At 65.3% G+C, this 22,290-nt stretch carries 17 protein-coding genes; 10 read left to right on the top strand and 7 right to left on the bottom strand.

Annotated elements, in window-relative coordinates; genetic code table 11:
* The first annotated feature begins 384 nt into the window (after positions 1 to 384).
* From ACIPVN_RS06880 to ACIPVN_RS06865, 4 genes are all read left to right on the top strand, one after another.
* Positions 385 to 1,224, top strand: coding sequence for a TnsA-like heteromeric transposase endonuclease subunit (locus tag ACIPVN_RS06880; RefSeq protein WP_400441226.1), 840 nt, complete (start codon positions 385 to 387; stop codon positions 1,222 to 1,224).
* A gap of 22 nt (positions 1,225 to 1,246) precedes the next feature.
* Entirely contained in the window at positions 1,247 to 2,266 is a 1,020-nt protein-coding gene (locus ACIPVN_RS06875) for a nucleoid-associated protein (RefSeq protein ID WP_400441223.1), read from the top strand.
* Between the two features lie 4 nt (positions 2,267 to 2,270).
* Positions 2,271 to 3,245 (top strand): RelA/SpoT domain-containing protein, encoded by a 975-nt coding sequence (locus tag ACIPVN_RS06870; RefSeq protein ID WP_400441220.1) that lies wholly within the window; start codon positions 2,271 to 2,273, stop codon positions 3,243 to 3,245.
* Positions 3,246 to 3,409: 164 nt separating this feature from the next.
* On the top strand, positions 3,410 to 5,848 hold the full coding sequence (locus ACIPVN_RS06865) for a hypothetical protein (RefSeq protein ID WP_400441217.1): 2,439 nt from the start codon (positions 3,410 to 3,412) through the stop codon (positions 5,846 to 5,848).
* Positions 5,849 to 6,519: 671 nt separating this feature from the next.
* Here the strand turns inward: ACIPVN_RS06865 and ACIPVN_RS06860 are convergent.
* Positions 6,520 to 6,729: a hypothetical protein gene (locus ACIPVN_RS06860; protein WP_400441214.1), complete on the bottom strand. Its 210-nt coding sequence runs from the start codon at positions 6,727 to 6,729 to the stop codon at positions 6,520 to 6,522.
* A gap of 1,403 nt (positions 6,730 to 8,132) precedes the next feature.
* Between ACIPVN_RS06860 and ACIPVN_RS06855 the strand changes: the two genes are divergently transcribed.
* The 3 genes from ACIPVN_RS06855 to ACIPVN_RS06845 all read left to right on the top strand — a co-directional run bounded on the left by ACIPVN_RS06855 (position 8,133) and on the right by ACIPVN_RS06845 (position 12,133).
* Positions 8,133 to 8,717: a VanZ family protein gene (locus ACIPVN_RS06855; RefSeq protein WP_400441211.1), complete on the top strand. Its 585-nt coding sequence runs from the start codon at positions 8,133 to 8,135 to the stop codon at positions 8,715 to 8,717.
* Positions 8,718 to 8,883: 166 nt separating this feature from the next.
* Entirely contained in the window at positions 8,884 to 11,460 is a 2,577-nt protein-coding gene (locus ACIPVN_RS06850) for a fibronectin type III domain-containing protein (RefSeq protein WP_400441208.1), read from the top strand.
* 58 nt (positions 11,461 to 11,518) lie between these two features.
* Complete coding sequence (locus ACIPVN_RS06845) at positions 11,519 to 12,133, top strand: hypothetical protein (RefSeq protein WP_400441205.1); 615 nt, start codon at positions 11,519 to 11,521, stop codon at positions 12,131 to 12,133.
* A 20-nt stretch (positions 12,134 to 12,153) separates the two neighbouring features.
* Here ACIPVN_RS06845 and ACIPVN_RS06840 read toward each other — a convergent pair whose 3' ends face one another.
* From ACIPVN_RS06840 to ACIPVN_RS06820, 5 genes are all read right to left on the bottom strand, one after another.
* Entirely contained in the window at positions 12,154 to 13,653 is a 1,500-nt protein-coding gene (locus ACIPVN_RS06840) for an MFS transporter (RefSeq protein ID WP_400441202.1), read from the bottom strand.
* Between the two features lie 139 nt (positions 13,654 to 13,792).
* The gene (locus tag ACIPVN_RS06835; protein WP_400441200.1) at positions 13,793 to 14,608 is read right to left on the bottom strand and encodes a 3-octaprenyl-4-hydroxybenzoate carboxy-lyase; all 816 of its coding nucleotides are present in this window, start codon (positions 14,606 to 14,608) and stop codon (positions 13,793 to 13,795) included.
* 50 nt (positions 14,609 to 14,658) lie between these two features.
* Positions 14,659 to 15,753, bottom strand: coding sequence for a fatty acid desaturase family protein (locus tag ACIPVN_RS06830; protein ID WP_400441197.1), 1,095 nt, complete (start codon positions 15,751 to 15,753; stop codon positions 14,659 to 14,661).
* A gap of 26 nt (positions 15,754 to 15,779) precedes the next feature.
* Positions 15,780 to 16,301 (bottom strand): hypothetical protein, encoded by a 522-nt coding sequence (locus tag ACIPVN_RS06825; protein WP_400441195.1) that lies wholly within the window; start codon positions 16,299 to 16,301, stop codon positions 15,780 to 15,782.
* 85 nt (positions 16,302 to 16,386) lie between these two features.
* Positions 16,387 to 16,893 (bottom strand): hypothetical protein, encoded by a 507-nt coding sequence (locus ACIPVN_RS06820; protein WP_400441191.1) that lies wholly within the window; start codon positions 16,891 to 16,893, stop codon positions 16,387 to 16,389.
* A gap of 418 nt (positions 16,894 to 17,311) precedes the next feature.
* Here ACIPVN_RS06820 and ACIPVN_RS06815 point away from each other — a divergent pair, with 418 nt between their 5' ends.
* Genes ACIPVN_RS06815 through ACIPVN_RS06805 form a run of 3 tightly spaced genes read left to right on the top strand, consistent with a single transcriptional unit; the run spans position 17,312 to position 20,949 of the window.
* Positions 17,312 to 18,286, top strand: coding sequence for an ABC transporter permease (locus tag ACIPVN_RS06815; protein WP_400441188.1), 975 nt, complete (start codon positions 17,312 to 17,314; stop codon positions 18,284 to 18,286).
* Positions 18,283 to 19,260, top strand: a complete 978-nt coding sequence (locus ACIPVN_RS06810; protein WP_400441184.1) for a carbohydrate ABC transporter permease — start codon at positions 18,283 to 18,285, stop codon at positions 19,258 to 19,260. Before ACIPVN_RS06815 ends, ACIPVN_RS06810 begins: the two co-directional genes overlap by 4 nt.
* Positions 19,261 to 19,320: 60 nt before the next feature.
* Positions 19,321 to 20,949 (top strand): extracellular solute-binding protein, encoded by a 1,629-nt coding sequence (locus ACIPVN_RS06805; RefSeq protein WP_400441181.1) that lies wholly within the window; start codon positions 19,321 to 19,323, stop codon positions 20,947 to 20,949.
* A gap of 150 nt (positions 20,950 to 21,099) precedes the next feature.
* On the opposite strand, the gene ACIPVN_RS06800 is transcribed toward ACIPVN_RS06805, so the two are convergent.
* Entirely contained in the window at positions 21,100 to 22,266 is a 1,167-nt protein-coding gene (locus tag ACIPVN_RS06800; protein WP_400441179.1) for an ROK family protein, read from the bottom strand.
* Positions 22,267 to 22,290 lie beyond the last annotated feature (24 nt).

The following is a 22,290-nucleotide window of genomic DNA, read 5'->3' as shown; positions in this document are numbered from 1 at the left end:
TGCACCAAGAGTGTCCTGCAATCACATTCGGTGAGTGCCACAGCAAACATTCACCGTGTGATCACTGTATAACGACGAGATAACGAATGCAACGGTTTGATCACGGAATCTCGTTCGGGAATCCCAGTGTCCCTTCTCGCCAGAGGTGTCACTTTCTCACGTACCTGTCACTAACGCTCTTCGGAGGTGTCACTTTTCTCACGCATCTGTCACTACTCCGCGGCGTGTCGCCCACCCCTGCGAGGAGCGACCGCGTAGCTTGATCGCGAAGCAGGCACATCTCCCAATTCACCTCGATGAGTCATCGTCAGCGAGGGGCGCGTTCGGCTTCACGTCGTCTTAGGCCGCCGGACGAACACAACTGTTGTTCGTCGATGGGCTTGGATGATGTTCTTGAATTTTGTGTGGCCGGCGCCCGCTGGGGCGCGGGTGATCGCTCCTCGTCGGATCGAGTATCAGCTCGATGGTGTACGAGTCGAGGTAGACGCTGCCGATGTCGGGAGCGTGCCGTTCGAAGACTGCGAACCGGTGCGCGACTTCCCGACCTGGCCGGGCAAGCAGCACTACTCTGGTCTTCTCTACATGCAGGGCGTGCAGACGCACGTCGGGTTCGAGTCACTTGCTGAACGGTCGTTCTTGATCGAACTGGATCGTCGCGAGGACGTAGCCTCCGTCACCAGCCAGCCGATGTGGATTCGCTGGCTCGGCGACGATCCCGGCAGTCATGCCCCGGACTTCTTCGTACGATTCGCCGAGGGGCCGAGGATGGTCGTCGATGTGCGTCCACTGCGGCGGATTGATGCCTCGGCACGGGCAGTGTTTGACCGCACAGCCGTACTGTGCGCTGACTTCGGGTGGCGTTACGTCGTGTACTCGGAAGACTCCCTGATACGCGACGCGAACATTCCCTTCTTGATGCGATTCCGGGAGCCGAGGTGGTCGGTCGACGGCTCAGCGCAGGTGCTATCCGGGTTCACCGGAACGATCAGGGAGGCAGCGGAACGACTTGGCGAATGCCGTTCTAAGGCTTGGCTACGGCCTGAAGCACGGATCGAACATCGACGTCCGAGCGCGACGATCCGTAGGGATCCCGGACTTGAACGCGGAGCTCGCGCGCAGCGCGAATACGCCAGGTCTCCTCTCTCTGCACGGCTGGAGGCTGAGCTTCAGGCTCTAGATACCTCTTTGCGGCGCCCTCTTGTGATACTTTCCAAGAATTATTGACCAATACATCGGGGAGTAATAATTGGTCCAGATCGCGCGCGCCATCGTTCATGAAATTCCGAAGGGTCGGTACTCGGCCGATGGAGAGTCGCAAGTCGGGCTGTCCGGCGCTGAAACCGCGCTCGCGGCTCAGACCAGACGCTTCATCGAAGACAACATGCTCGATTTTGCGCTGAAAAGTCCACGTGAAGTTTTGGAAGACACGCAGGCCGGCTCGACGACGCCTGGCCTCGTGAAGGAGCTACTGGCAGATTCCGAGCGCTTCGTCTCGGCGTCGCAGGAGATCGCCCGCAACCTTCACCGGGCGCAGACGGGCAACAGCCCCTCGGGGATCCTTATCGTCGCACTCGTGACCAACGCAGGCGCTCCAGCGGTGGTGCTCCTAAAGGCCGAGCATGCAGAAGGCATGCGCCTCCGGCGGGTTGGCGATCAGGCCACAGGCCGATTCGATCTAGAACATCTCAACGAGTTGATCGTCGGCAATAACTCGCGCATCTACAAAATTGCTCTCCTGAGCGTGGTGGGCGGGAGCGTGGTTGGACAAATGGTCGATCAGCAGAACGGCGTGGCGTTCGCCGATTTCTTCATGTCATCTTTTCTTGGGTGCCACCTGGCCGATAGTTCCGAAGTGCAGACCAAACAGTTCATGCAATCCACAATGACCTGGGTCAACAACGTCGTCGATGACGAGGGACGTCAATCGCGCTACGCCACCGCGCTCTTGGCCTACATGGCTTCGCCCGAGCCGACCTTCCAAGCTTCGGACTTCGCCGAGCGCTTCCTTGAGGCTGAGGACCGTGACAGCTTCGTGGACTCGCTTCCGGACGACGTGTCCGCATCCGTCATCAACAAGGACCTCAGCCTGGTGCCGGGGCATGGCGCAGGCTTGCGCATGTACGCACCTGGAGTGGTCGTTTCAGCAAGCGCGACAGCTTTGGACAGAGGAGACCTCGAAATCCTGTCCGAACATTCCGGAAGTACCACCATTCGCATCCGAGGATCTCTCAAGAAGTACGGCTTGGGTACGGCGCCGAAGGCATGATGACATGACCATCACGTCGCTCACGGAACGCTACTTCCAAGAGAAGCAAGCACTCGAAGCAGCATTGGTCAGTTGGGAGACTCGCCTGGCGCGCGCGGCCCGCAAGATCGACAGTGCTGCAATCGTGTCCGGTCGGGTGAAGACGTACCGCAGCTTCCTGGGGAAGGCGTATCGCAAGACGGGCAGCACACGAACGTGGGAACAGTTCGGGGACCTTGTCGCCTTGAAAGCAGTCTTCCCAACTACCAGAGGCGTGGAAAAGTTCACTGAGTGGCTATTGTCACAGAGCCAGTGGAACCCTGACCTTGACGAGAAGCCTGGTACTCCGCGGGAACTGAAGTATCAGGCAAAGCAGTTTGACATGGCCGCTGGGGACATCGTCGATTCGCAAGGTGTGGCCATCCCGATTGAGGTGCAGGTCCGTACAGCCGCAAGCGACGCTTGGTATGTCGTTGACCACAGACTCCAGTACAAGGGCGTTGTGGAGCTGACGTCGGAGCTTCAGCGTAAGCTCAATCGCCTCATAGTCCTCACTGAGTTGTTCGACGAGGAGGTGGAAGCCGTGATCGATCGGCAAGCCTCCATGCCGGAGTACGGGGTAGCTCGTCTGTATGAAAGTCTGCTCAAGCTGGCCGAGCAACTGTTCGACGACCACACTCGGACGTCCCGCCCCGAAGGGCTACTTGAACTCGTGCTCAGCTCGTACGGCGAAGGCGAGCTCGACACGCTTGGCGAAGCAATTGAGACCTTCGTCGAGGCGCACAAGGCGGAGCTCGTCCCACTGGTGCAGCGACACCACTACGGCTCAAATGCATTCGTGGAAGAACGAGACTGGATCTACTACGAGCCAGAAGTACTCCTCATCGCGGAGCGGGCGATGAGGAGGCCGGCGCTGTTCAAGTCCACGATTGCCGGCTCCGACTTCCAAGCCGTCGTTGAACCGATGATTTCGGAGTTCGCCAGCATCCCTCGCAGCTAAATCGTGTTGGAGCCGAGGTCGGCGGAGCGGTCTCGAGCCGGCGAACGCCAGCGCCGAAGGCGCGATCGCGTCGATTGAGCCGGGCGTCGTCCGCAGTAGTTACTGCATTGGTACGCGGACCTGAGTGTCCGGCTGGATGTCGGAACGGTGTGGTTCGATGAGGCATGGCATCAAAATCCAAGCGTTTGAAGGCGCGCGCGAAGAAACGGCGACGTTCACCTGACAAGGGCGCCACGACGCCGACGGATCCATATGTAGATTTTGTGATGCAGTCCTCGGCCGCAGTGCAGGCGCTGTTTGCTGAACTTGCGGCTGAAGATGATTTCGCGGCCGCGGTGGAGACCAGATTTGCTGAGCGTGCGCTTGAGCTTGCGGAGAGGGTTTCCCCGTTTACACCGGTCAGGTTGGCGGAAGTCGGTCGGCTCGCATACTTCCCCTTGGCGCAGTCAGGGGAAGCCGTCGCAAACCCCGACGGCGGCGCATGGCAGTTGGAGCTGCTCCTCCTATTGGCAATTGCCGGTCGCCAAACAGATGAAGCAGACGTTCAGTCCACCGAGCCGAACACGATGAGCGGGGCGGTGCAGGATGCTTGGCCTCTTCTGGAGGAAATCACGAACCTGGGCTGGTTGCGAACGCTGGTCGTCTCTGACCCGCATGCCCCACTGGGATGGTTGTCGCTCAGTGTGCAGGGGGCGGAGGTGGCGATGCGAAACTCGTCCTACGCGGACGTGCTGCAAGCGACAGCGGTCGAGCTGCTCGATGGTAATCCGGATGTCCGCGGTGCGCTGGAGAGCGGGTTAGGGTTCAGTGCCGCGGAAGCATTGAGAGTCTTGAACGCTTGCCACTCAATCCAATCCAGCAACCTGAACAAGCGGGGGCAGCAATTCGCCCGGTCGTTGTCGGAGCCCGCGGGTGCGCGCGGCGACGACGTGACATCGATGGCTAAGGGAGCCGTGGATGTGCTGGCGTTGATGTTCGAACCGTCCGCGGAGAACAGCACGGTCGGGATCGACGAGCTCGTCGCGGAGACAGCTCTCGATGCGGAGCGTGTCGAACGGGTGGTCGGTTTCTTCACGATTGATGCGTCGGGGATGACTCCGCTGGAGGCCGCGGAGCGGTTCGTTCAGGGGGACAACCCGTGGCGGCGTCACCCGTTGCTTTCAAACGATGCGGGCCGGGTGATGCTGCTGCACGACGGACACACTGGACCGGCGTTGAGGGAGCGGCTCGAGGAGTACTTGAAAACGCGCAAGGACGCGTGGGACGCGTATGCGAGGCACCGCGGAGAGGTCCTGGAGGAGCGGGTGCTGCGAGCGATGAAGGAAATTCTTCCTACGGCTACCTACCGGAACGGGTTCGACTTCTTCGTCCCTGCGACAGAGACGGAGAAGGCGACGGGTTCCGTTGCCGCATATACCAAGCGGGTGGAGTGCGATCATCTGGTTCTCGTTGACGACGTGGCTCTTGTCATTGAGGATAAGGCGGTTGCGTTCAGTGCTTTGTCCCGGGGAGGGAAGTCCGCGCGGCAGCTCGGTGACTTGCGCCGGATCATCACAAACGCGGCCGAACAGGCAGGGCGGGTGCGGTCAGGGATTATCGATGATGGCGGGCTACGTATTGAGGGCGAGGGGTGGGTGGATCTCACCCACATCCGCGAGATTCATACGATCGCTGTAAGCCTTGACGATATCCCGACCGTGTTTACTGCAACTGCGGATCTTCTCGAGGCCGGGCTCATCGATCTGGATAACGTTCCTTGGACGGTTTCCCTGCATGATCTCGAGCTGATCGCGGAGCTGGTCGATCGGCCAGCAGAGTTCCTCCTCTATCTGCGGCGCCGGCGTGACCCGATGACGACGATGATGTTCATGGCGCCTGACGAGCTAGACCTGTTTCTATACTTCTACGAAGCTGGCTTGTGGGTGGAACCTGATCCGGCCTTGGTGAAGGACGCGTTTCCATTCATGCCGGATCCCTCCGCGGGTGCGATGCGTCGCTTTCAGAAGCAGGCGCCAGGATTTATCACGAGCCGGACGGGCGCGCTCGACCAGTGGCACCTCACCCGCGATGCCAGCCCCCGTGCACCCAAGCCGTCGATGCCTACGACGAGCATCGTTGACCTCATCGACGAACTGCACCGCCGCGAGAGCTTCGGATGGCTAAGTGTCGGGGCGACGCTGTTGTCCGGAAACGAGGCGGCACAAGAGAAGTTCGCCCGGCATTCGAAGGACCTGCTCGATAACCCTGACCCGGAAGGTCGCGGACGTAGCCTGACCGTTCCGATCACCGGAAGTGTTAACGTCGAAGAAGGCTGGGTGCTGGTGTGGGCGGTCAAGCCCCCCACAATCTCCCTAGCGGCCTGGGAGACGCACATCCGGAATTACATGAAGGCCAAGGGTCACCAGCTGAACATCCCGCGGGTGGCTGCGTTCGCCTACGACGAGGTGAGCCGCGACTTGATCGCTCTTTACTACGAAGGGGAGACCAGGACGCTGAATCCTTCTGCGGCAGCGTCGCTTCACCGGCTGCGGCCCGCGTCAGCTCTGCAATCGCTGCTTCCGCCGGCGGCGAAAAAACGATACCGGTCGAGCCGACAACGGTGAGTCGCGCGGCCAGGTCCGCCCGAAGGACGTGGGACTGAGCTGCTCAACGTAGACGAAGAATCGCTCAAGCGCTGATGGAAGGCGAACTCATCGAACGCCTGCTGCGCACGATTCAAATCCGTTGACTTAGTGCAGGTGATCACTGCATGGCCTCCTATTATTGCGGCATGGGAAGCTCGCCGAGGCGTCAGCAGAGGCAGCGCGAGCGTGTCCGGGCGCGATCAAACACCGTGCGCATGCGTCAGGCTTTCCGCGACAACGAGGAAGGGGACCGTGTCCCCCCGACGGTCGAAGGGTACGTTGAGGCGGCAAGCATCGATCCGGCTCGCGTGGGTCGCGCCCTAGTCGCGCGACACAACCGACGCATGCTTGCGATCCCAAGCCTGCCGAATTTTGTTCAACATGAGATCTTGTCTGCGTCCGTCCCTGTTTTCCATCTTCAAGTGGCGTTGGTGGGTCTCGGAGCGTCATCCGCGAGGCCACCAAGCGCCACTGGGCGGGCTCCGGTCGATCAGCTGATGTGGGGAGTTGATTCAGTCGTTGCGGCCTGTCGCCTTGCGCTTTGCGGTCAGTTTGTTGGTGCCGCGGGCATCGCCCGGAGTCAGATTGAGGCGTGGGCTTCTGCGAAGGCTGTAGTCGCCGGTCACAACAGGTCGCAAGATAACAGCGACTCAGATTTCATCGCCGCCGCCTGGACAGCGCTGAGTGGTTACGAACGACTTGGTGACGTTACCGAGGAGGTGTTCCTCTTTGACGCCGACGACGAACTGGATAGCGCCGAAGCCGTCCACCCTGCGGCCCCACATCGGCATCTGGTCGTTGCAGACGGCCGAGAACTCTGTCCGGCGGCAATATGGGGAGAACTGAGCGAGCTGGTGCACGGACGAGCATACGAGATCGCCGCGGTATGGGATGCGAATTGCCTCGACTCGTCCGGAGGGGAAGACGCGTACGGAGCGGTTCGCCTAGTCGCAGACGCGCTGAGAGTTGTCTTGCGCTCTATTCGAATGTCCGCGATCGGTCTTGCGCGCGAGCAGGAGGACCTTCGTATTGAGGGCCTACTCCTCGAGGGGATGGAGGATTTTTCTGAACGAGACTCGAAGGAAGAGGCGGGCCCTGCCCACGAGATCATCGAGAAACCGCCGGCTGACAACTACGTCGTGCCGCCACTGATGCACTTCGCTCCCCTAACGCCGGATGAGGGCCTATCGCCACCAGTCCTTGCGTCTCTCAGTTCTGACGCGAACCGTTGGCGTGCGGTGCTCCGCGGTGGGCGACCTGCCGGAAGGCTCTATCGAGACGACGAGCTCCTGTCGATCGCCATGTCATGGTGTCGCTGGAGGAGCGCCCTTTCAGGGCAAGCAGCATTGGATCGCGAACGTCGGGCACTTGGTCGCCGTTCGAATCCGAGAATGCTCAGATTCCGAGCGACGAGCTGGATTCACGTAAGTGAAGCTCTATCGCTAATCGGAATCTGGGAACAAAGAGATCCGGCCAAGGCCTCGCTGACGCTCGCGGCCTCAGCGTTGCGATCCGGTTGGTGGCTCTGGCTCGAAGACGATGATCGCTCGATGGGGATGTTCCGCGTCGCGCTGGAACACATTGCTCGGGCGAGGGCATGGAGACTGAATCCGACTAGGGCAGCTAAGTTGCTGGCGCATTCGACCCCACGGGATTGGCTGAGGGCGGCTGGACTTCGTCGGGTGGGCCCCTTGAACAAGGCACTCGGCGGTTTCACGCATCAACTTCCGTGGGCAGACCTGGAGGCCGGGCGCGAGCTCCTCGTCGGGCTGCAGACAGGGGTAGACCCGAGCGAAGCCCCTCATACAGCACGTCGGTCGGCGGCAGAACTGATCACGGCACTCGCGGCTGACGAGGTCGTGCAACGCGCGAAAGAACTCTCGCCTCCATTCGGAACAGCACTCCACGACCTTTTCTCGCCAACACGGCTGCTTCTGGCGGGCGATGATGCTGATGACAGCTCCCTCGATGCGTACCTGGAGCATATTTGGAGTAACCGAGGGTCGACGGATTCCGGGGCGGCAGCCGCAACGGGGGTGTAGAAGCGAGGCACGGCAGTCGCGGCGGGCAGAACAACGCCTGATCTCGGCGAGGGTGTTCAGCTACTGACAACTTTCGTGAGACAACCTTGCCCTGTTGCCTTTCACGAGTTCCGCGTGTTTCCCGCGCTTTGATGTCTCACCAACTGACAACTCTCGTGAGATCGGACAGTACGATCGATCGGGTGCCACCGCACCGCCCCTGTCACCATCGGAAGCAGTGAATGAAGTTCGTCGAAGTCCCCATGCTCCCGATCGTGATCCCCCTCGGCATCGTGATCTTCCTCGTGCTGATCCAGGTGCTCCGATCCCGCGGGCGGGTGACGCTTGCGCGGGCGAGCGTCGCCGCGGTGCTCGCGATCTACGCGGGCGGAGTGGTCGCCAACACGATCTTCCCGATCTTCCTGCGCATCGGCACCGGGTTCTACGACGGGCCGCGCCCGCTGCCGCTCTACCTCGTGCCCTTCGCCGACTACGGGCTCGAGGACGCTCTCATCAACATCGCGGTGTTCGTGCCCCTCGGCATCCTCATCCCCCTGCTCGTCTCGCGACCGAGCTGGTGGAAGGTGGTGGCGATCGTGGCCGGAGCGAGCCTGGCAATCGAACTGACGCAGATGGCCGTTGCACGCCTCGCCTCGAGCGGGCATCTCGCAGACATCAATGACTGGATGACGAACGTCCTGGGCGGGGTCATCGGCTACGGCCTGTTCCTCCTCGCGACGCGCTCCCGGACGATCGCGCGATTCGTCGAACACTTCCGGTGGCCGGCGAAGGCCGACCGACGCGCGTCATCGCACTCGGCCCCCTGACTCGGCTTTCTTCTCGGCACGGGCTCCGGGGATTCGGCGCACTCGGAAACCTTCCGTCCGTGCGCTGTTCACCGAACGGATGCCGGCGGTAAAGCAAGACGGACGGTGGCGTCTCTAGCGTGGGCGAATCCCCCCTCTCGAGACTCGTCAAGGAGTGCCCTTCCGCATGTCTGTTTCGTCCCCCACTCGCCGGCGCGTCTGCGCCGCGATCCTCGCCGCGACGATGGCCTCCGGTGCCGTCGTCGCGCTCGGAGGCTCCGCCGCCACCGCGGCAGAGCTGCCCGAGACGTTCCTGAGCACGGCCGCGACCACGTGGTCGTACTCCGACGACAACACCGACCCCGCGGCCGGCGCCGCTGATCGCCTGGTCTGGACACAGGCCGCCTTCGACGACTCCACGTGGAAGACCGCCACGGGCGCGTTCGGCGCGAAGAACGGTCAGCCGACCGGCATCGGCTCGGGCTTCCCCGTCAACACCCTGCTGAACCAGTACATCGCGGGCACGACCGACGACGTCCCCACCTTCCACTTCCGTGCCGCGGTCGACATCGACGCCGAGCAGTTGGAGGCGATCGACGGCCTCTCCGCCACGCTCACCTACGATGACGCCGTGCAGGTCTTCGTCAATGGCGAGAAGGTCGCCGGGTTCGTCGACGAGAAGGTCGAAGCGGCCCCCGAGGCGCAGCGCAATCTCATGTATGCGGGCAACAGCGGGGGCGACCCCGTCACCTCGACCTTCACGATCGATGCCGACGACCTCGTCGCCGGTGAGAACACGATCGCGGTCGCGCTCTATCAGGACCGCATCACCAGCTCCGACGTCTACTTCGACTTCCAGAGCCTCGCCCCGATGATCGCGGGCGTCGAACCCGTGGCATCGTACGACGACGTGGTCCTCACGATCGGCGCCGACGAGTCGGCCCGCAACGTGACCTGGTACACCAACGTCGACACGGCGCAGGAGCTGCAGTACGCCGTCGGCACCGACACCTCGTCGTTCCCGGCATCCGGCGTCACCACCATCGCCGCCTCCGGTGGCCTCACGAGCAGCAACGAGTACAACCGCCGCGCCGCGCTGCAGGGCCTCGCCGAGAACACCACGTACCTGTACCGTGTGGGCTCCGAGGCCGGCGGCTGGTCGGACGTACGGTCGTTCTCGACCGCCGCGTTCTCGGGCGACTACGGCTTCCTCTTCTTCGGCGACCCGCAGATTGGTGCCTCCGGCAACGCGGAGCGCGACGGACAGGGGTGGGCCGATACGCTCGACATCGCCGAGCAGACCTACCCCGACAGTGAGCTGCTGTTCTCGGCCGGCGACCAGGTCAATACCGCCTCCAGCGAGACGGAGTACGGCTACTACCTCGCGCCCGAGCAGCTCTCGAGCATCCCCACCGTGCCGGTCAACGGCAACCACGACGTGGGCTCGAAGGCGTACGCGCAGCACTACACGGTGCCCAACCTCGATGAGACCGCGGGCTCCGCGAGCAGCGGCACCTCGTCGGGCGGCGACTACTGGTTCATCTACAAGGACGTGCTCTACGTCGTCCTGAACACGAACAGCAACGACGACCAGAGCCACATCGACTTCATGGAGAAGGTCGTCGCCGAGCACGGCGCCGACGCGAAGTGGAAGGTTCTCGCCTTCCACCACTCGATCTACTCGGTCGCCTCGCACGTGTACGACACCCAGATCGAGCGTTTGCGCAACGCCCTGCCGACCGCGATCTCGGACCTCGGCTTCGACCTCGTGCTGCAGGGTCACGACCACAGCTACACGCGCACGCACCTCATCAAGGACGGCGAGCTCGCCGATGCGACCGAGGTGCCCGGTCAGTCCGTGGTCTCGGCCGCCGAGGGCGAGGTGCTTTACGTCACCGCGAACTCCGCCAGCGGATCGAAGTACTACGACGTCAAGGCTCCGGATGCCTGGTACGCCTCGGTCATCAACCAGGAGAAGGTGCGCAACTACTCGCACATCGAGGTCACCGACGACTCCATCACCGTCACGACCCTGCGCAGCCAGGCCAACGGCACGGCATCGCCGGTGAACAGCGTCGTCGACGAGGTCACGCTCGTGCGCGATGACGTCACCGCCCCGGAGATCGCCTTCCCGGCGAAGTCCGAGGTCGTGCAGGGCGAGGAGTTCGACGCCCTCGCCGGAGTCACCGCCACCGACGAGCGGGACGGTGACGTCACGGCGTCGCTCGAGGTCGAGGGCGCCGTCGACACCGACGTGCTCGGCTCGTACGACCTCGTCTACACAGCGACGGATGCCGCGGGCAACATCGCGACCGCCGACCGCACGGTGACCGTCGTCGAGGCGCCGGTCACCGCTCCCGCGAAGCCTCGCGTCACGGTCTCGGGAGAGGCCGTCCAGGGTGGCAAGATCACGATCACGGGCGCCGGGTTCACCCCCGACGACAGCGTGTCGGTCGTCGTGCACTCCGACCCGGTCGATCTGGGTTCGTTCACGATCGCGGCCGACGGCACGCTGGCCGCGAGCTGGACGATCCCGGCCGCGTTCGAGACCGGCGCGCACACGATCGTGGTGACGCTCGCGGACGGTTCGACCGTGGAGACCTCGTTCACGATCGCTGCCGCGGCTTCCGGCGCGGCCGGTTCCGACGCCCTCGCCACGACTGGCGCGGAACTGCCCCTCGCGATCGGCGGCCTCGCTCTGCTGCTGCTCATCGTGGGTGGCGTGCTCGTCGCCCGCCGTCGCCTGGTCGCGAACCGCGGTTGACGATCACGGATGCCCCGGGCCGTCGGGCTCGGGGCATCCCCGTACTTCTGAGGAACCCATGAAGTGGACACTGCCCGCCGCTGGTCTGGTGCTCGCGATCGCGCTCGTCGGGTGCGCGCCCGTCGTCGAGGAGTCGGAACGACCGACGCCGACGCCGACCGCATCGGTCTCGAACGCCGAGCTCGTTCCCGGCTCGACTCTGGACCGGTCCGCGATCACGGCGGCGGTGCCGGACGGCGCTGCGCTCTCGGTGGTCGCGCCGTCGGACGCGGGGGAGGAGGAGCGCGCCGCGCTCGCCGCCGTGCAGGACGCCGCAATCCGACACGGGGCCGCCGTGCAGGTGCACGCGGAGGCCGACCCCGTCGCGGCCGTGACGGCTGCGCTCGCCGAACATGCCGACGTGGTCGTCGGCATCGGGCCCGCAGCCGTCGGTGCGCTCGACCGGGCTTCCGCCGCCAACCTGGACGTGTCGTTCCTCTTGCTCGGCACGCAGCTCGCCGAGCCGACCGGCAACGTCATCGCCGTCACCTGGCCCGGGGCCGAGGAGCGCGCCGTGTTCGCCGAAGATCCTGCTCCCTTCTCCGGGGGCGCGGCCTACGCCGGCGCGGCGCTGGAAATCGGGCTCGCCACCTTCGCGTCGGGGCTCGGTGGCCACGTCATCGCGCTCGACTGACCCACCCGTTCTCACTCCGGTCACTCACGTCGGCTCCCGGAGGCCGAGGCATCCGGGGTCACACCCTTCTCCGCCTGCTCGACGAGCGACAGGGGATCGGCGATGTCCTCGAGCGACTTGCCGGCCGCGCTCACGCCGAACACGCCGCAGATCACGCCGCCGAAGATCATGATCGCCGAGCCGAGCACGTACCCCCAGAACAGCGGGCCGCGGTCGCCGGTCTCGGCGCTCTGCCCGATCAGCGAGCCGTAGAGCACCGGGGCGATGGCGCCGACGAGCTGACCGATCGAGAACACGTACGAGATGACCTGGCTGCGCAGCTCGAGCGGGAAGATCTCGCTCACCGTGAGGTAGGCGGCGGATGCCCCGGCCGAGGCGAAGAAGAACGACGCGCACCAGAACGCGGTGTGGGTGCCGGCGTTCAGCACGCCGGCGTTGAAGAGGAATGCGCTCACGAGCAGGATCGATCCCGCGAGCACGTATGTGGCGAACAGCATCCGCCGCCGACCCCAGGTATCGAAGAAGTGCCCGAGGATCAGCGCTCCGGCGAGGTTTCCGACCGCGAAGATGATGAAGTACTGCGACGCGGAGGCCGGCGGAGTGTCGTAGAAGTTCTCGAGCACGAGCGCGTAGGTGAAGAAGATCGCGTTGTAGAGGAACGACTGCGTCACCATCATCGTGATGCCCACCAGGGTGCGGCGCGGATAGGTGCGGAAGAGCACCTTCGCGATCGTGACGAACGGCACCCGTCCGTACTCCTTGACGGTGATCGCCTTCGACTCGTCGACCTCGGGGATCGTCTTGCCCTCCGTGCGGATACGCTCTTCGATCTCGTCGACGTTGCGCTCGGCCTCCTCTTCGCGCCCGTGAGTCATCTGCCAGCGCGGGCTCTCAGGGATGTGGCGGCGCAACCAGATGATGAGGATGCCGAGCACCGGGCCGACGAAGAAGCTGAGTCGCCAGCCGAGGTCCTCGGGGAGGATGTCGGTGTTGAGGAAGAAGAGGTTCGCCACGGCGCCCAGCGCCGCGCCGCCCCAGTAGGTGCCGTTGATGGCGATGTCGACGCGGCCCCGATACCTCGCCGGGATGATCTCATCGATCGCGGAGTTGATCGCGGCGTACTCTCCGCCGATGCCTGCGCCGGCGACGAAGCGCCAGATGTAGAAGAACCACGGCGCGAAGGCGAGGCCGGCGACCGCCGACCCCACGAGATAGACGGCGAGCGAGACGAGGAAGAGGTTCTTGCGACCGAGGCGGTCGGTGAGGCGTCCGAAGACCAGGGCTCCGAAGACCTGCCCGAGCAGGTAGCAGGTGCCCGCGAGACCGACCTCGGCGGGACCCATGCCGAGGGTCGCGGCATAGCCGTTCGCGGCCACGATCTGCACTTCGAGCCCGTCGAGGATCCACGAGAACCCGAGTCCGACGACGATCATCCAGTGGAAGCGCGACCACGGCAGGCGGTCCATGCGTGCGGGGACGAGCGACCGCACCTTCTTCACGCCGGTATCGGATGCAGACACGGGACCCTCCTTCTCGCGGGCACCCGCGCCCGCAGCCTCATCCGGTTTACTCCTGCCCGCGGGGACCGCGCGACCGCTTGACCTGCGCCTGTCGCGGGTTCTAGAGTCCGCGCTGTCGTCACATCAGCAAGCGCGACGCTCAGTCGTCTTCGAGTACGTACGCGCCGGAGGCATCCGTGAACAGGGCTGTCTGGCCGGGCAGGGCCTGCTTCGCGAAGTCCGCGACCCACGGGAACCGGGCGAGGTACGAGTCGACCGACCAGACCTCGTGGTTCGTGGAGTCCTTCATGTACGCATCCGATTCGAGTCCGGTGACGGACTGCAGGTGCGCGCCCGTGAACGTGACCCAGCGGGGCGGATGCTCGGCGTGCAGCTTCGAGAGGAACACGGGGCGGTTGCCGGCGATGCCTGCGGGAGCCGCCACGGCATCGTCGCGGGTCACGTCGAGCAGCGCGTCGAGCGAGCCCGCCTCGGCGACCAGCGCATCCCACCCGCGTGCCGCCGCGAACGCCGCCTCGGTATCGGTGAGCAGGCGCAGCGTACGCACATGGCCGACGACGGCACCCTCGTGCCGCACCTCGTCGAACCCGCCGCCCCACCGAGAGCCCGTCGCCACGATCGCCGTGATGCGCGTGCCCGAGAGGAAGGGTTCGGCGTTGCGCCAGGGAGCGCCGACCGGAGGCACTCGGCGGTTGCGGGCGATGTCATCGCACACGATCTCGATCGCCGCGAGAGCGGCGCCCTGCTGCCCATCGATCACCTCGACCGCCAGCTCGACCTGCTCGCCCGTGTCGGTCGGCAGGCGCGAGGCGCCCAGCGTCATCACGGTCACCGGTGCGTCGGCCGGGCGCTTCTCTACCACGCGCACCGACCCGCCGATCAGGTCGGGGAAGACCGTCGGCGCGACCCCCAGTGAATCGAAGACGTGTTCGGGGAAGCCGTGATCCGAGGTCATCGCCCGAGTCTTGCAGTCGCCGCGAGGTGAGGCAACGGGTGGGTACCGCCTCAGGAGCCGATGAGGCTGCGCTGCTCGATGAGCGGGCAGGTGAAGACGTCGCGCTCGCCGAGTCCGACCCTGTTGATGTAGCGCACGACGATCGCGTACGAGGTGAGCAGGCCGACGGAGGTGTACGGCACGTCGTGCGTGCGGCAGTACTCGGCGATCATCGGCGCCGCACGGCGGAGGTGCGGGCGCGGCATCGACGGGAAGAGGTGATGCTCGATCTGATAGTTCAACCCGCCCATCACGACGTCGAGCAGGCGAGTGCCCCGCACGTTCCGGCTCATCATGACCTGCCGCCGCAAGAAGTCGAGCGCCATGTCGCGCGGCACGACCGGCATCCCCTTGTGGTTCGGGGCGAAGGCGATCCCCATGTAGAAGCCGAACAGGCCCAGCTGCACGGCCAGGAAGACGAACGCGATTCCCGGCGACAGCACGAGGAAGACGAGCGTCAGGAATCCACCGAGACGGATGCTGAGGAACGCGATCTCTATCCAGCGCCGCTCGAGTCGACCGCGCGCGAACACCCGGCGCACGCCCGAGGCGTGCAGCGACAGCCCCTCGAGGAGCAGGATCGGGAAGAAGAACACGCCCTGGTGGCCGCGCATCCAGGTGAGCACCGGACCGCGGTGCCGCGCCGCCGTCTCGGCCGTCACGGCGATGACGGGCAACTCGATGTCGGGGTCGGATCCCAGCTTGTTCGGGTTGGCGTGGTGGCGGGTGTGCTTGTGCTGCCACCAGCCGTAGCTCATGCCGACGAGCAGGTCGCCCAGGACCAGGCTGATCCAGTCGTTCCAGCGCCCCGAGACGAAGATCTGCCGATGCGCGGCATCATGACCGAGGAAGGCGATCTGGGTGAAGACGATCGCGAGCGCAGCGGCCGTGAAGAGCTGCCACCACGACTCGCCGATCCAGACGAACGTCGCGAGGCACACGGCGACGACCAGCGGCGCGGCGATGAGTTTCGTCCAGTAGTAGCCGTATCGGCGGCGCAGCAGGCCCTGGTGGCGGACCTGCTGCGCCAGCTCGGTGAACGCGCTCGTCGCGCGCGCGGTGCCCTCGCGCGGACGGGTGCGGATCGTCTGGCGGATGTCGTCCATGACGACCTCCTTCTCCGGCGTCGCCGCTAGCTGCGGACGGCGCCTCCTTCTTCGACCCAGTCCTCGATGCGGGAGTCGTCGTCGGACGACGGATCGCTTGCGGAGGGAGGGGTGAACGCGACCGCGTCGGCGAGAGCGGCGACCAGCGCCGCGCGCTCGTGCTCGCGGTCGGAGGCGATCTGGAAACGGTCCGCCGCCTGCGCACGCGCGGTGTGCAGTGCGGTCGTGATCTCGGCGAGCCGCTGCGCGATCACGGAGGCGAGGCCATCGCGAAGCTCCTCCAGATTGGTGTTCGCGATCTCGAGGCGACGATCCGCCACGTGCAGTTCGACCGTCGGGTATCCGTTCGCGGACAGGTGGTCGCGCATCTCGCTGCTCTGGATCGCCTCGACTTCATCGCGATCGGCCTTGCGTGTGAACACCGCTTCGACGGTGTAGTGGTCGGGAGCGTCATCGGTCATCAGTGTGGCGGGAAGCGAACCGACGAGGACGGACCCCAGGCCCAGCAGTTCAGGGCTCTGCCCTGCGATCTTCAGTTGTACGTTCATACCGCGACGATAGGTCCGGCACCGCCGTCACGGCAGGGCGTTGACTCGCCGGAACATGCGTGCGCGCGAATATGTCGCGCGCGGATCACCCGTGCGCGAGCACCTGCAAGCCGATGACGGCGAGGCCGAGCGCCGCCTCGGCTCCAAGCGCGACGAGTCGCTGGAACCACGTCAACGGCATCCGTCGAACCGCGATCCAGCCGACGACGATGAGCGAGGCGAGCAGCGCGATCGCGCTGGCGCGCAACGCGGCATCCGTCGACCAGGCATCGAGCCCCGCGAATCCCAGGAACACGAACGGGAGCACGACGGTCCCGAGGGCCCCGAAGCTGGACGCGAGGGCGTGCCGCAGTTCCGGCCGCGTGAACAGGCGCTCGTGCACGACGAGATGTGAGATCAGGTCGGCGGTGAAGACGGCGAGCAGGGTGCCCATCACCGTGACGATGAGCGTCGTCGCTGCCTCGCCGGCGCTGACGTGGCCGTGGGTCGAGAGCGTGATCACGACCGCGAGCGCGGCGAACGAGAGGTAGATCCGCTCCTTGAGGTGGGCGGCGCGGGCCGCGCGTTCGGCTCCGTCGATCTTCTGTGCCATGGGACTCCTCGTCGCGAACGGGTACGTGCAGACCAGGCTACGGCCCCGCAGGTGGCTCTTCGCGCGGGCGACGGCCCCTCGGTGTAAGGAGTGCGTCACGGCGTTGTGCCGTGCGGGACGGATTGTTACGGTCGTCGGATGCTTCTCGTCGGACTTCTCGCCGCTGCCGCCGGTCTCGCGCTCTTCCTGACGTCGCTGCTCCGCGTCGCGGTCGCGGTCATCGCGACGCACAACGCTCGCGCTCGCCGCTGACGGCATCCGCTCCCGTCGCTCGAAAGGTCGGTATCCGCCGCGATGCCGACCTTTCGTGCGCCGGGAACATCGCAGCGCTCGGGGGAGACGTCGGATGTTCGGGTTGCGCATCGGCGTCGGCGGTGTTTATATTACGACGTAAAGTAATTCTCCCGAGAAGGTAGATATGACGCTCACCGTCGAGCACGACCTCCCCGCCGCGGCAGCGGCGGCACCGGTGGAACGCCGGAAACGGCAGTCCCGTTTCCGGCGCAGCCTGCGCCGCTACTGGCAGCTCTACCTGCTGCTGCTCCTCCCCATCATCTGGTTCATCGTGTTCCGCTACATCCCGATGGCCAACGCGGTCATCGCGTTCAAGAACTACAACCCGATCGACGGCGTCTGGGGCAGCCCCTGGGTGGGCTTCGACAACTTCGCGAACCTCTTCCGCAACCCCGTCTTCCCGCGCCTGGTCGGCAACACGTTCATCCTCGCCGCGTACACGCTGCTCGCCAGCTTCCCGCTGCCGATCATCCTCGCCCTCGCGCTCAACGAGGTGCGACTGCGCTTCTTCAAGCGCACCGTGCAGATGGTCACCTACGCGCCGTACTTCATCTCGACCGTGGTCGTGGTGTCGATGACGATCCTGCTGCTCTCGCCGCGCGTCGGACTCCTCGGGCGCACGTTCAGCTTCTTCGGCGCCGGGCAGGTCGATCTGCTCGCCAGCGCCGACTTCTTCCGGCACATCTACGTCGCCACCGACATCTGGACGACGACCGGATACTCGGCCGTCATCTACCTCGCCGCCCTCGCGTCGGTCGACACCTCGCTCTACGAGGCCGCCAAGATCGACGGCGCGAGCAGACTGCAGAAGATCTGGAACGTCGACATCCCGGCGCTTCTGCCCACGGCATCCATCATCCTCATCCTCGGCGTCGGCAACATCATGGCGATCGGATTCGAGAAGGCGTTCCTCTTGCAGAACGCTCTCAACCTCTCGACATCCGAGATCATCCCGACCTATGTGTACAAGACCGGCATCCTCAACGCCAACTTCAGCCTCGGGGCGACGATCGGGCTCTTCAATGCCGTGATCAGCCTCGTGCTGCTGCTCGTCGTCAACACGGTGTCGAAGCGAGTGACGGGAAACGGACTGTGGTGACCACGATCAACACCGAGGCGCTCCTGACCGAAGAGGTCGTCGTCGCGAAGAACAAGAAGCGCCGGCCGAAGCGCGACCCGCTCACGCGCGGCGTCAAGGTCAAGGAGACCAAGACCGACCGCGTGTTCATCGCCGCGGCGTACATCCTGCTCACCGTCTTCCTGCTCGTGGTGCTGCTGCCGCTGCTGAACATCCTCGCGAGCTCGGTCTCGAGCCCGCAGGCCGTCTCGGCGGGACGCGTGCTGTTCTGGCCCGTCGACTTCACTCTCAAGGGCTACGAGGAAGCCCTCGGCAATCCCGCGATCCTCCGCGGGTTCGGCAACTCGATCTTCTACACCGTCGTCGGCACCCTCATCAGCGTGCTCGGCACGGTCGCCGTCGCCTACCCGCTCTCGCGCACCCAGCTCTTCGGGCGCAAGGTCATCACCGGCGGCGTCGTGTTCACGATGCTGTTCAGCGGTGGCGTCATCCCGATGTACCTCGTCGTGCAGTCCCTCGGTCTGCTCGACACCCGCTGGTCGATGCTGCTGCCCAACGCGATCGGCGTCTGGCAGGTGATCATCGCGATCGTGTACTTCCGCTCGGCCGTGCCCGACGAGGTCTACGAAGCGGCACAGCTCGACGGGGCATCCGAACTGCGCATCCTCTGGACCATCGTCGTGCCGCTCGCGAAGCCCCTGCTCGCCGTCATCGCCCTGATGTACGCGATCATGCAGTGGAACTCGTACTTCGACGCCCTGCTCTACCTGCGCAACGCCGACCTGCAACCGCTGCAGCTCGTGCTGAGAGGACTCCTGATCCTCAACGACTCGGGCGGCGGCGGAGACGTCGCCGAGCAGTTGCGACGCCGTGAGCTCGCCGACCTCATGCGGTACTCGACCGTCGTCATCGCGACCATCCCGATGCTCGTCGCCTACCCGTTCGTCGCGAAGTACTTCAATAAGGGGATCATGGTCGGCGCCGTCAAGGGCTGACCCCTCTCACAGACCCACCACCACACACCCCCCATTACCCGGGCAAAGGAGATTCCGGCAATGAGACACAGCATCATCCGAGGAGCGGCGGCCGTAGGCGCCCTCGCTCTCGCCGCAGGAGCGCTGGCGGCATGCACGTCGCCCAGCGACGACAACGGCAAGCTCGTCGCGTTCGGCCCGCAAGGCGACAACGGTTCACTCAAGGACAACGCGTTCACGAAGCTGCTCGAGGAGAAGTTCGACATCGACTTCGACTGGCAGACCACCACCTACGACGGCAGCGTCGCCGGCGAGAAGCGCCAGGTGTCGCTCGCCAGCGGTGACTACCCCGACGTGTACTTCCTCGTGCCGTGGGTCGACGCCTTCTCGCGGAGCGAAGTGCTCAAATACGGGCAGCAGGGGGTGCTCGTTCCCCTCGAAGACCTCATCGACGAATACGCACCGAACCTCAAGAAGCGCTTCGAGGAGAAGCCCGACTGGGAGCAGTCGGTCACCGCGCCCGACGGGCACATCTACTCGATCACGCAGTGGACCGAGTGCTTCCACTGCAGCTACCCGTCGAAGCTGTGGGTCAACTCCACCTGGCTCGACAAGCTGGGTCTCGACCAGCCGACCGACACCGAGGAACTGCGCGAGATGCTGCGCGCGTTCAAGAACGACGATCCGAACGGCAACGGCAAGGCCGACGAGGTCGCGCTCAGCGCGTCGTCGGGGGAGCCGGTCATCAACTACTTCATGAACGCCTTCACCTACGCCCCGTACGGCTCGCCCACCAGTCCGCCGCCGATGGTGCTCGACGGCGACGAGGTGACGCTCTCGGCGACCACCGACGGATGGCGCGAGGGCCTGAAGTACATCTCGTCGCTCGCCGACGAGGGGCTCATCGACACGGCGTCGTTCACGCAGAACGGCGAGTCGCTGCGCGCGCTGGGCGACAACGCCGAGGCCGAGATCCTCGGTGCCGCCGCGGTGCTGCACCCGTACGAGATCGTCACGCAGGATTCGCCGGACGGGCGCGACACGCACTACGACGCTGTGCCGCCGGTGAAGGGCCCGGATGGCACGCAGTATGCGACCTACCGTTCGCCGATCAGTTCGCTGGGCATGTTCGCGCTCACGAACAAGTCGACCGAGGAGGAGCGCATCCAGGCCATCAAGGCGATCGACTACCTCGTCACCGATGAGGGCGACAAGCTCGGCGCCATGGGGCCCGAGGGTGAGGCGTGGGTTCCTGCGGAGGCGGGCGACGTCGCTCTCGACCCCGAGCTCGAGCCGACCTTCAAGCCGCTCACGTACGACGAGACCTCGAACTCGGCGTGGCGATCGATGGCTCAGTACTGGGATTCGCTCGAGTTCCGCAACTCCCAGGTCGTGCCGGAGGACATCTACGCCCCCGACGGCTACGAGCGTCGTCTGCTCGAGGCCACGAACCTCTACGAGCCGTTCGCTCCCGACGAGAGCCTCGTCTTCCCGTCGGAGAAGCTCTGGCCGAACCCCGACACCTCGGCGGAGATCGCGGAGTTGCAGACGAACATCGCGACCTACATCACGCAGGCCCAGGCGGAGTTCGTCACGGGGCAGCGCGACATCGACGATGACGGCGCATGGCAGGCGTACATCGACGACCTGAACGGCCTGGGCGTCGACCGCTACCTCGAACTGCAGCAGGAGCTCTACGACGCCCTGTGATCGAGTGAGGTCAGGAACTGCCCGGCGGATGCTTCCGCCGGGCAGTTCTGCGTGGTGGCTGCGACGCGTCGACGGGCTCAGCGACCCAGGCACGGTTCCGGAACTGGGTCCCTGAGCCTGTCGAAGGGCCCCGCCCCGAGGATCCCCGCGTCAGCGCACGAGCGACTGGATCGCAGCGGCCGCGGCGCCGCGGGCCCAGTCCTCGAAGGTGTGCGGGCGGGCGACGATGCGGCAGCGCGCCGCGGCGCCGAAGGCGTGCGCCTCGAAGGCGCTGCGCAGCGTCGTGTCGAAGAGATCGAAGTTCGACACGCCCTCTCCGCCGATGATCACGAGTTCGGGGCCGGTGAGGTTCACGAGCGTGGCGATCGCGGTGCCGACGATCTCGGCCGCCTCGCGGAACGCCGCTTCGGCAGCGGGGTCGCCGTCGTGGGCGAGGCGCACGGCCTCGTCGATGCCGATGATCCGATCGTGCGCGGCCGAGACCGCCGCTTCGATGGCGGGGGTCGCGGCCACGGCCTCGACGCAGCCGTTGCGTCCGCATGGGCACACCCGTCGCGGATCGGCGAGGGGCAGGTGCCCGATCTCGCCGGCGACCCCGTAGGCGCCGCTGACGACCTCACCGTTCACGTGCAGCCCGCTGCCGATGCCGCGGCCGATCGTGACGATCGCGAACGAGGCCGTGCCCAAGCCGATGCCGAACCAGTGCTCGCCGACGGTGAGGGCGTGCACGTCGTTCTCGAGGGTCACCGGCCGGCCGATCCGCTCCCGCAGCCGTGCAGCGAAGTCCTCGTCGGTCCAGCCCATGATGGCCGACTCGCGCACGATGCCCTGGCGGCTGTCGACGTCACCCGAGATCGAGACGCCGAGCCCGGCGATCGCGGCGGATCTCGGCCCGAGTTCGCGCTCGAGAGAGGCGGTGACCTCGACGATGGCTTCGAGCACGGCATCCGGGCCGTGGGCCGCGAGGGAGCGGTGCTCGGAGGCGAGCACGGTGGTCGTGAGGTCGGTGGCGACCGCGATGACCTCATCGACGTTCACCTTCACGCCGAGCATGATCATCGCCTCGGGCACGATCGACACCGGGGCGACGGGGCGCCCGGGATTGCCATCGCGGTGCTCGGCGGGCGGTGCATCGACGAGGCCCGCTGCGACCAGCGGCGACACGGCCTTCGTGACGGCGGCCTGCGAGAGGCCGGTGTGCCGGGCGATCTCGATACGGCTGATCGGGCTGCGCGTGAGGATGGTCGCGAACACCTTCGATCCGGCATCCGATGCGGATCGGATGAGGGTGGTGCGCGTCGACGTGTCGTGGTCCATCAATTCCTCGTTCGTTATCGGCAA

The sequence above is a fragment of the Microbacterium sp. NPDC090003 genome, assembly GCF_044748385.1.
Lineage (GTDB): Bacteria > Actinomycetota > Actinomycetes > Actinomycetales > Microbacteriaceae > Microbacterium.
This window is presented reverse-complemented; position numbering and strand designations above follow the sequence as displayed.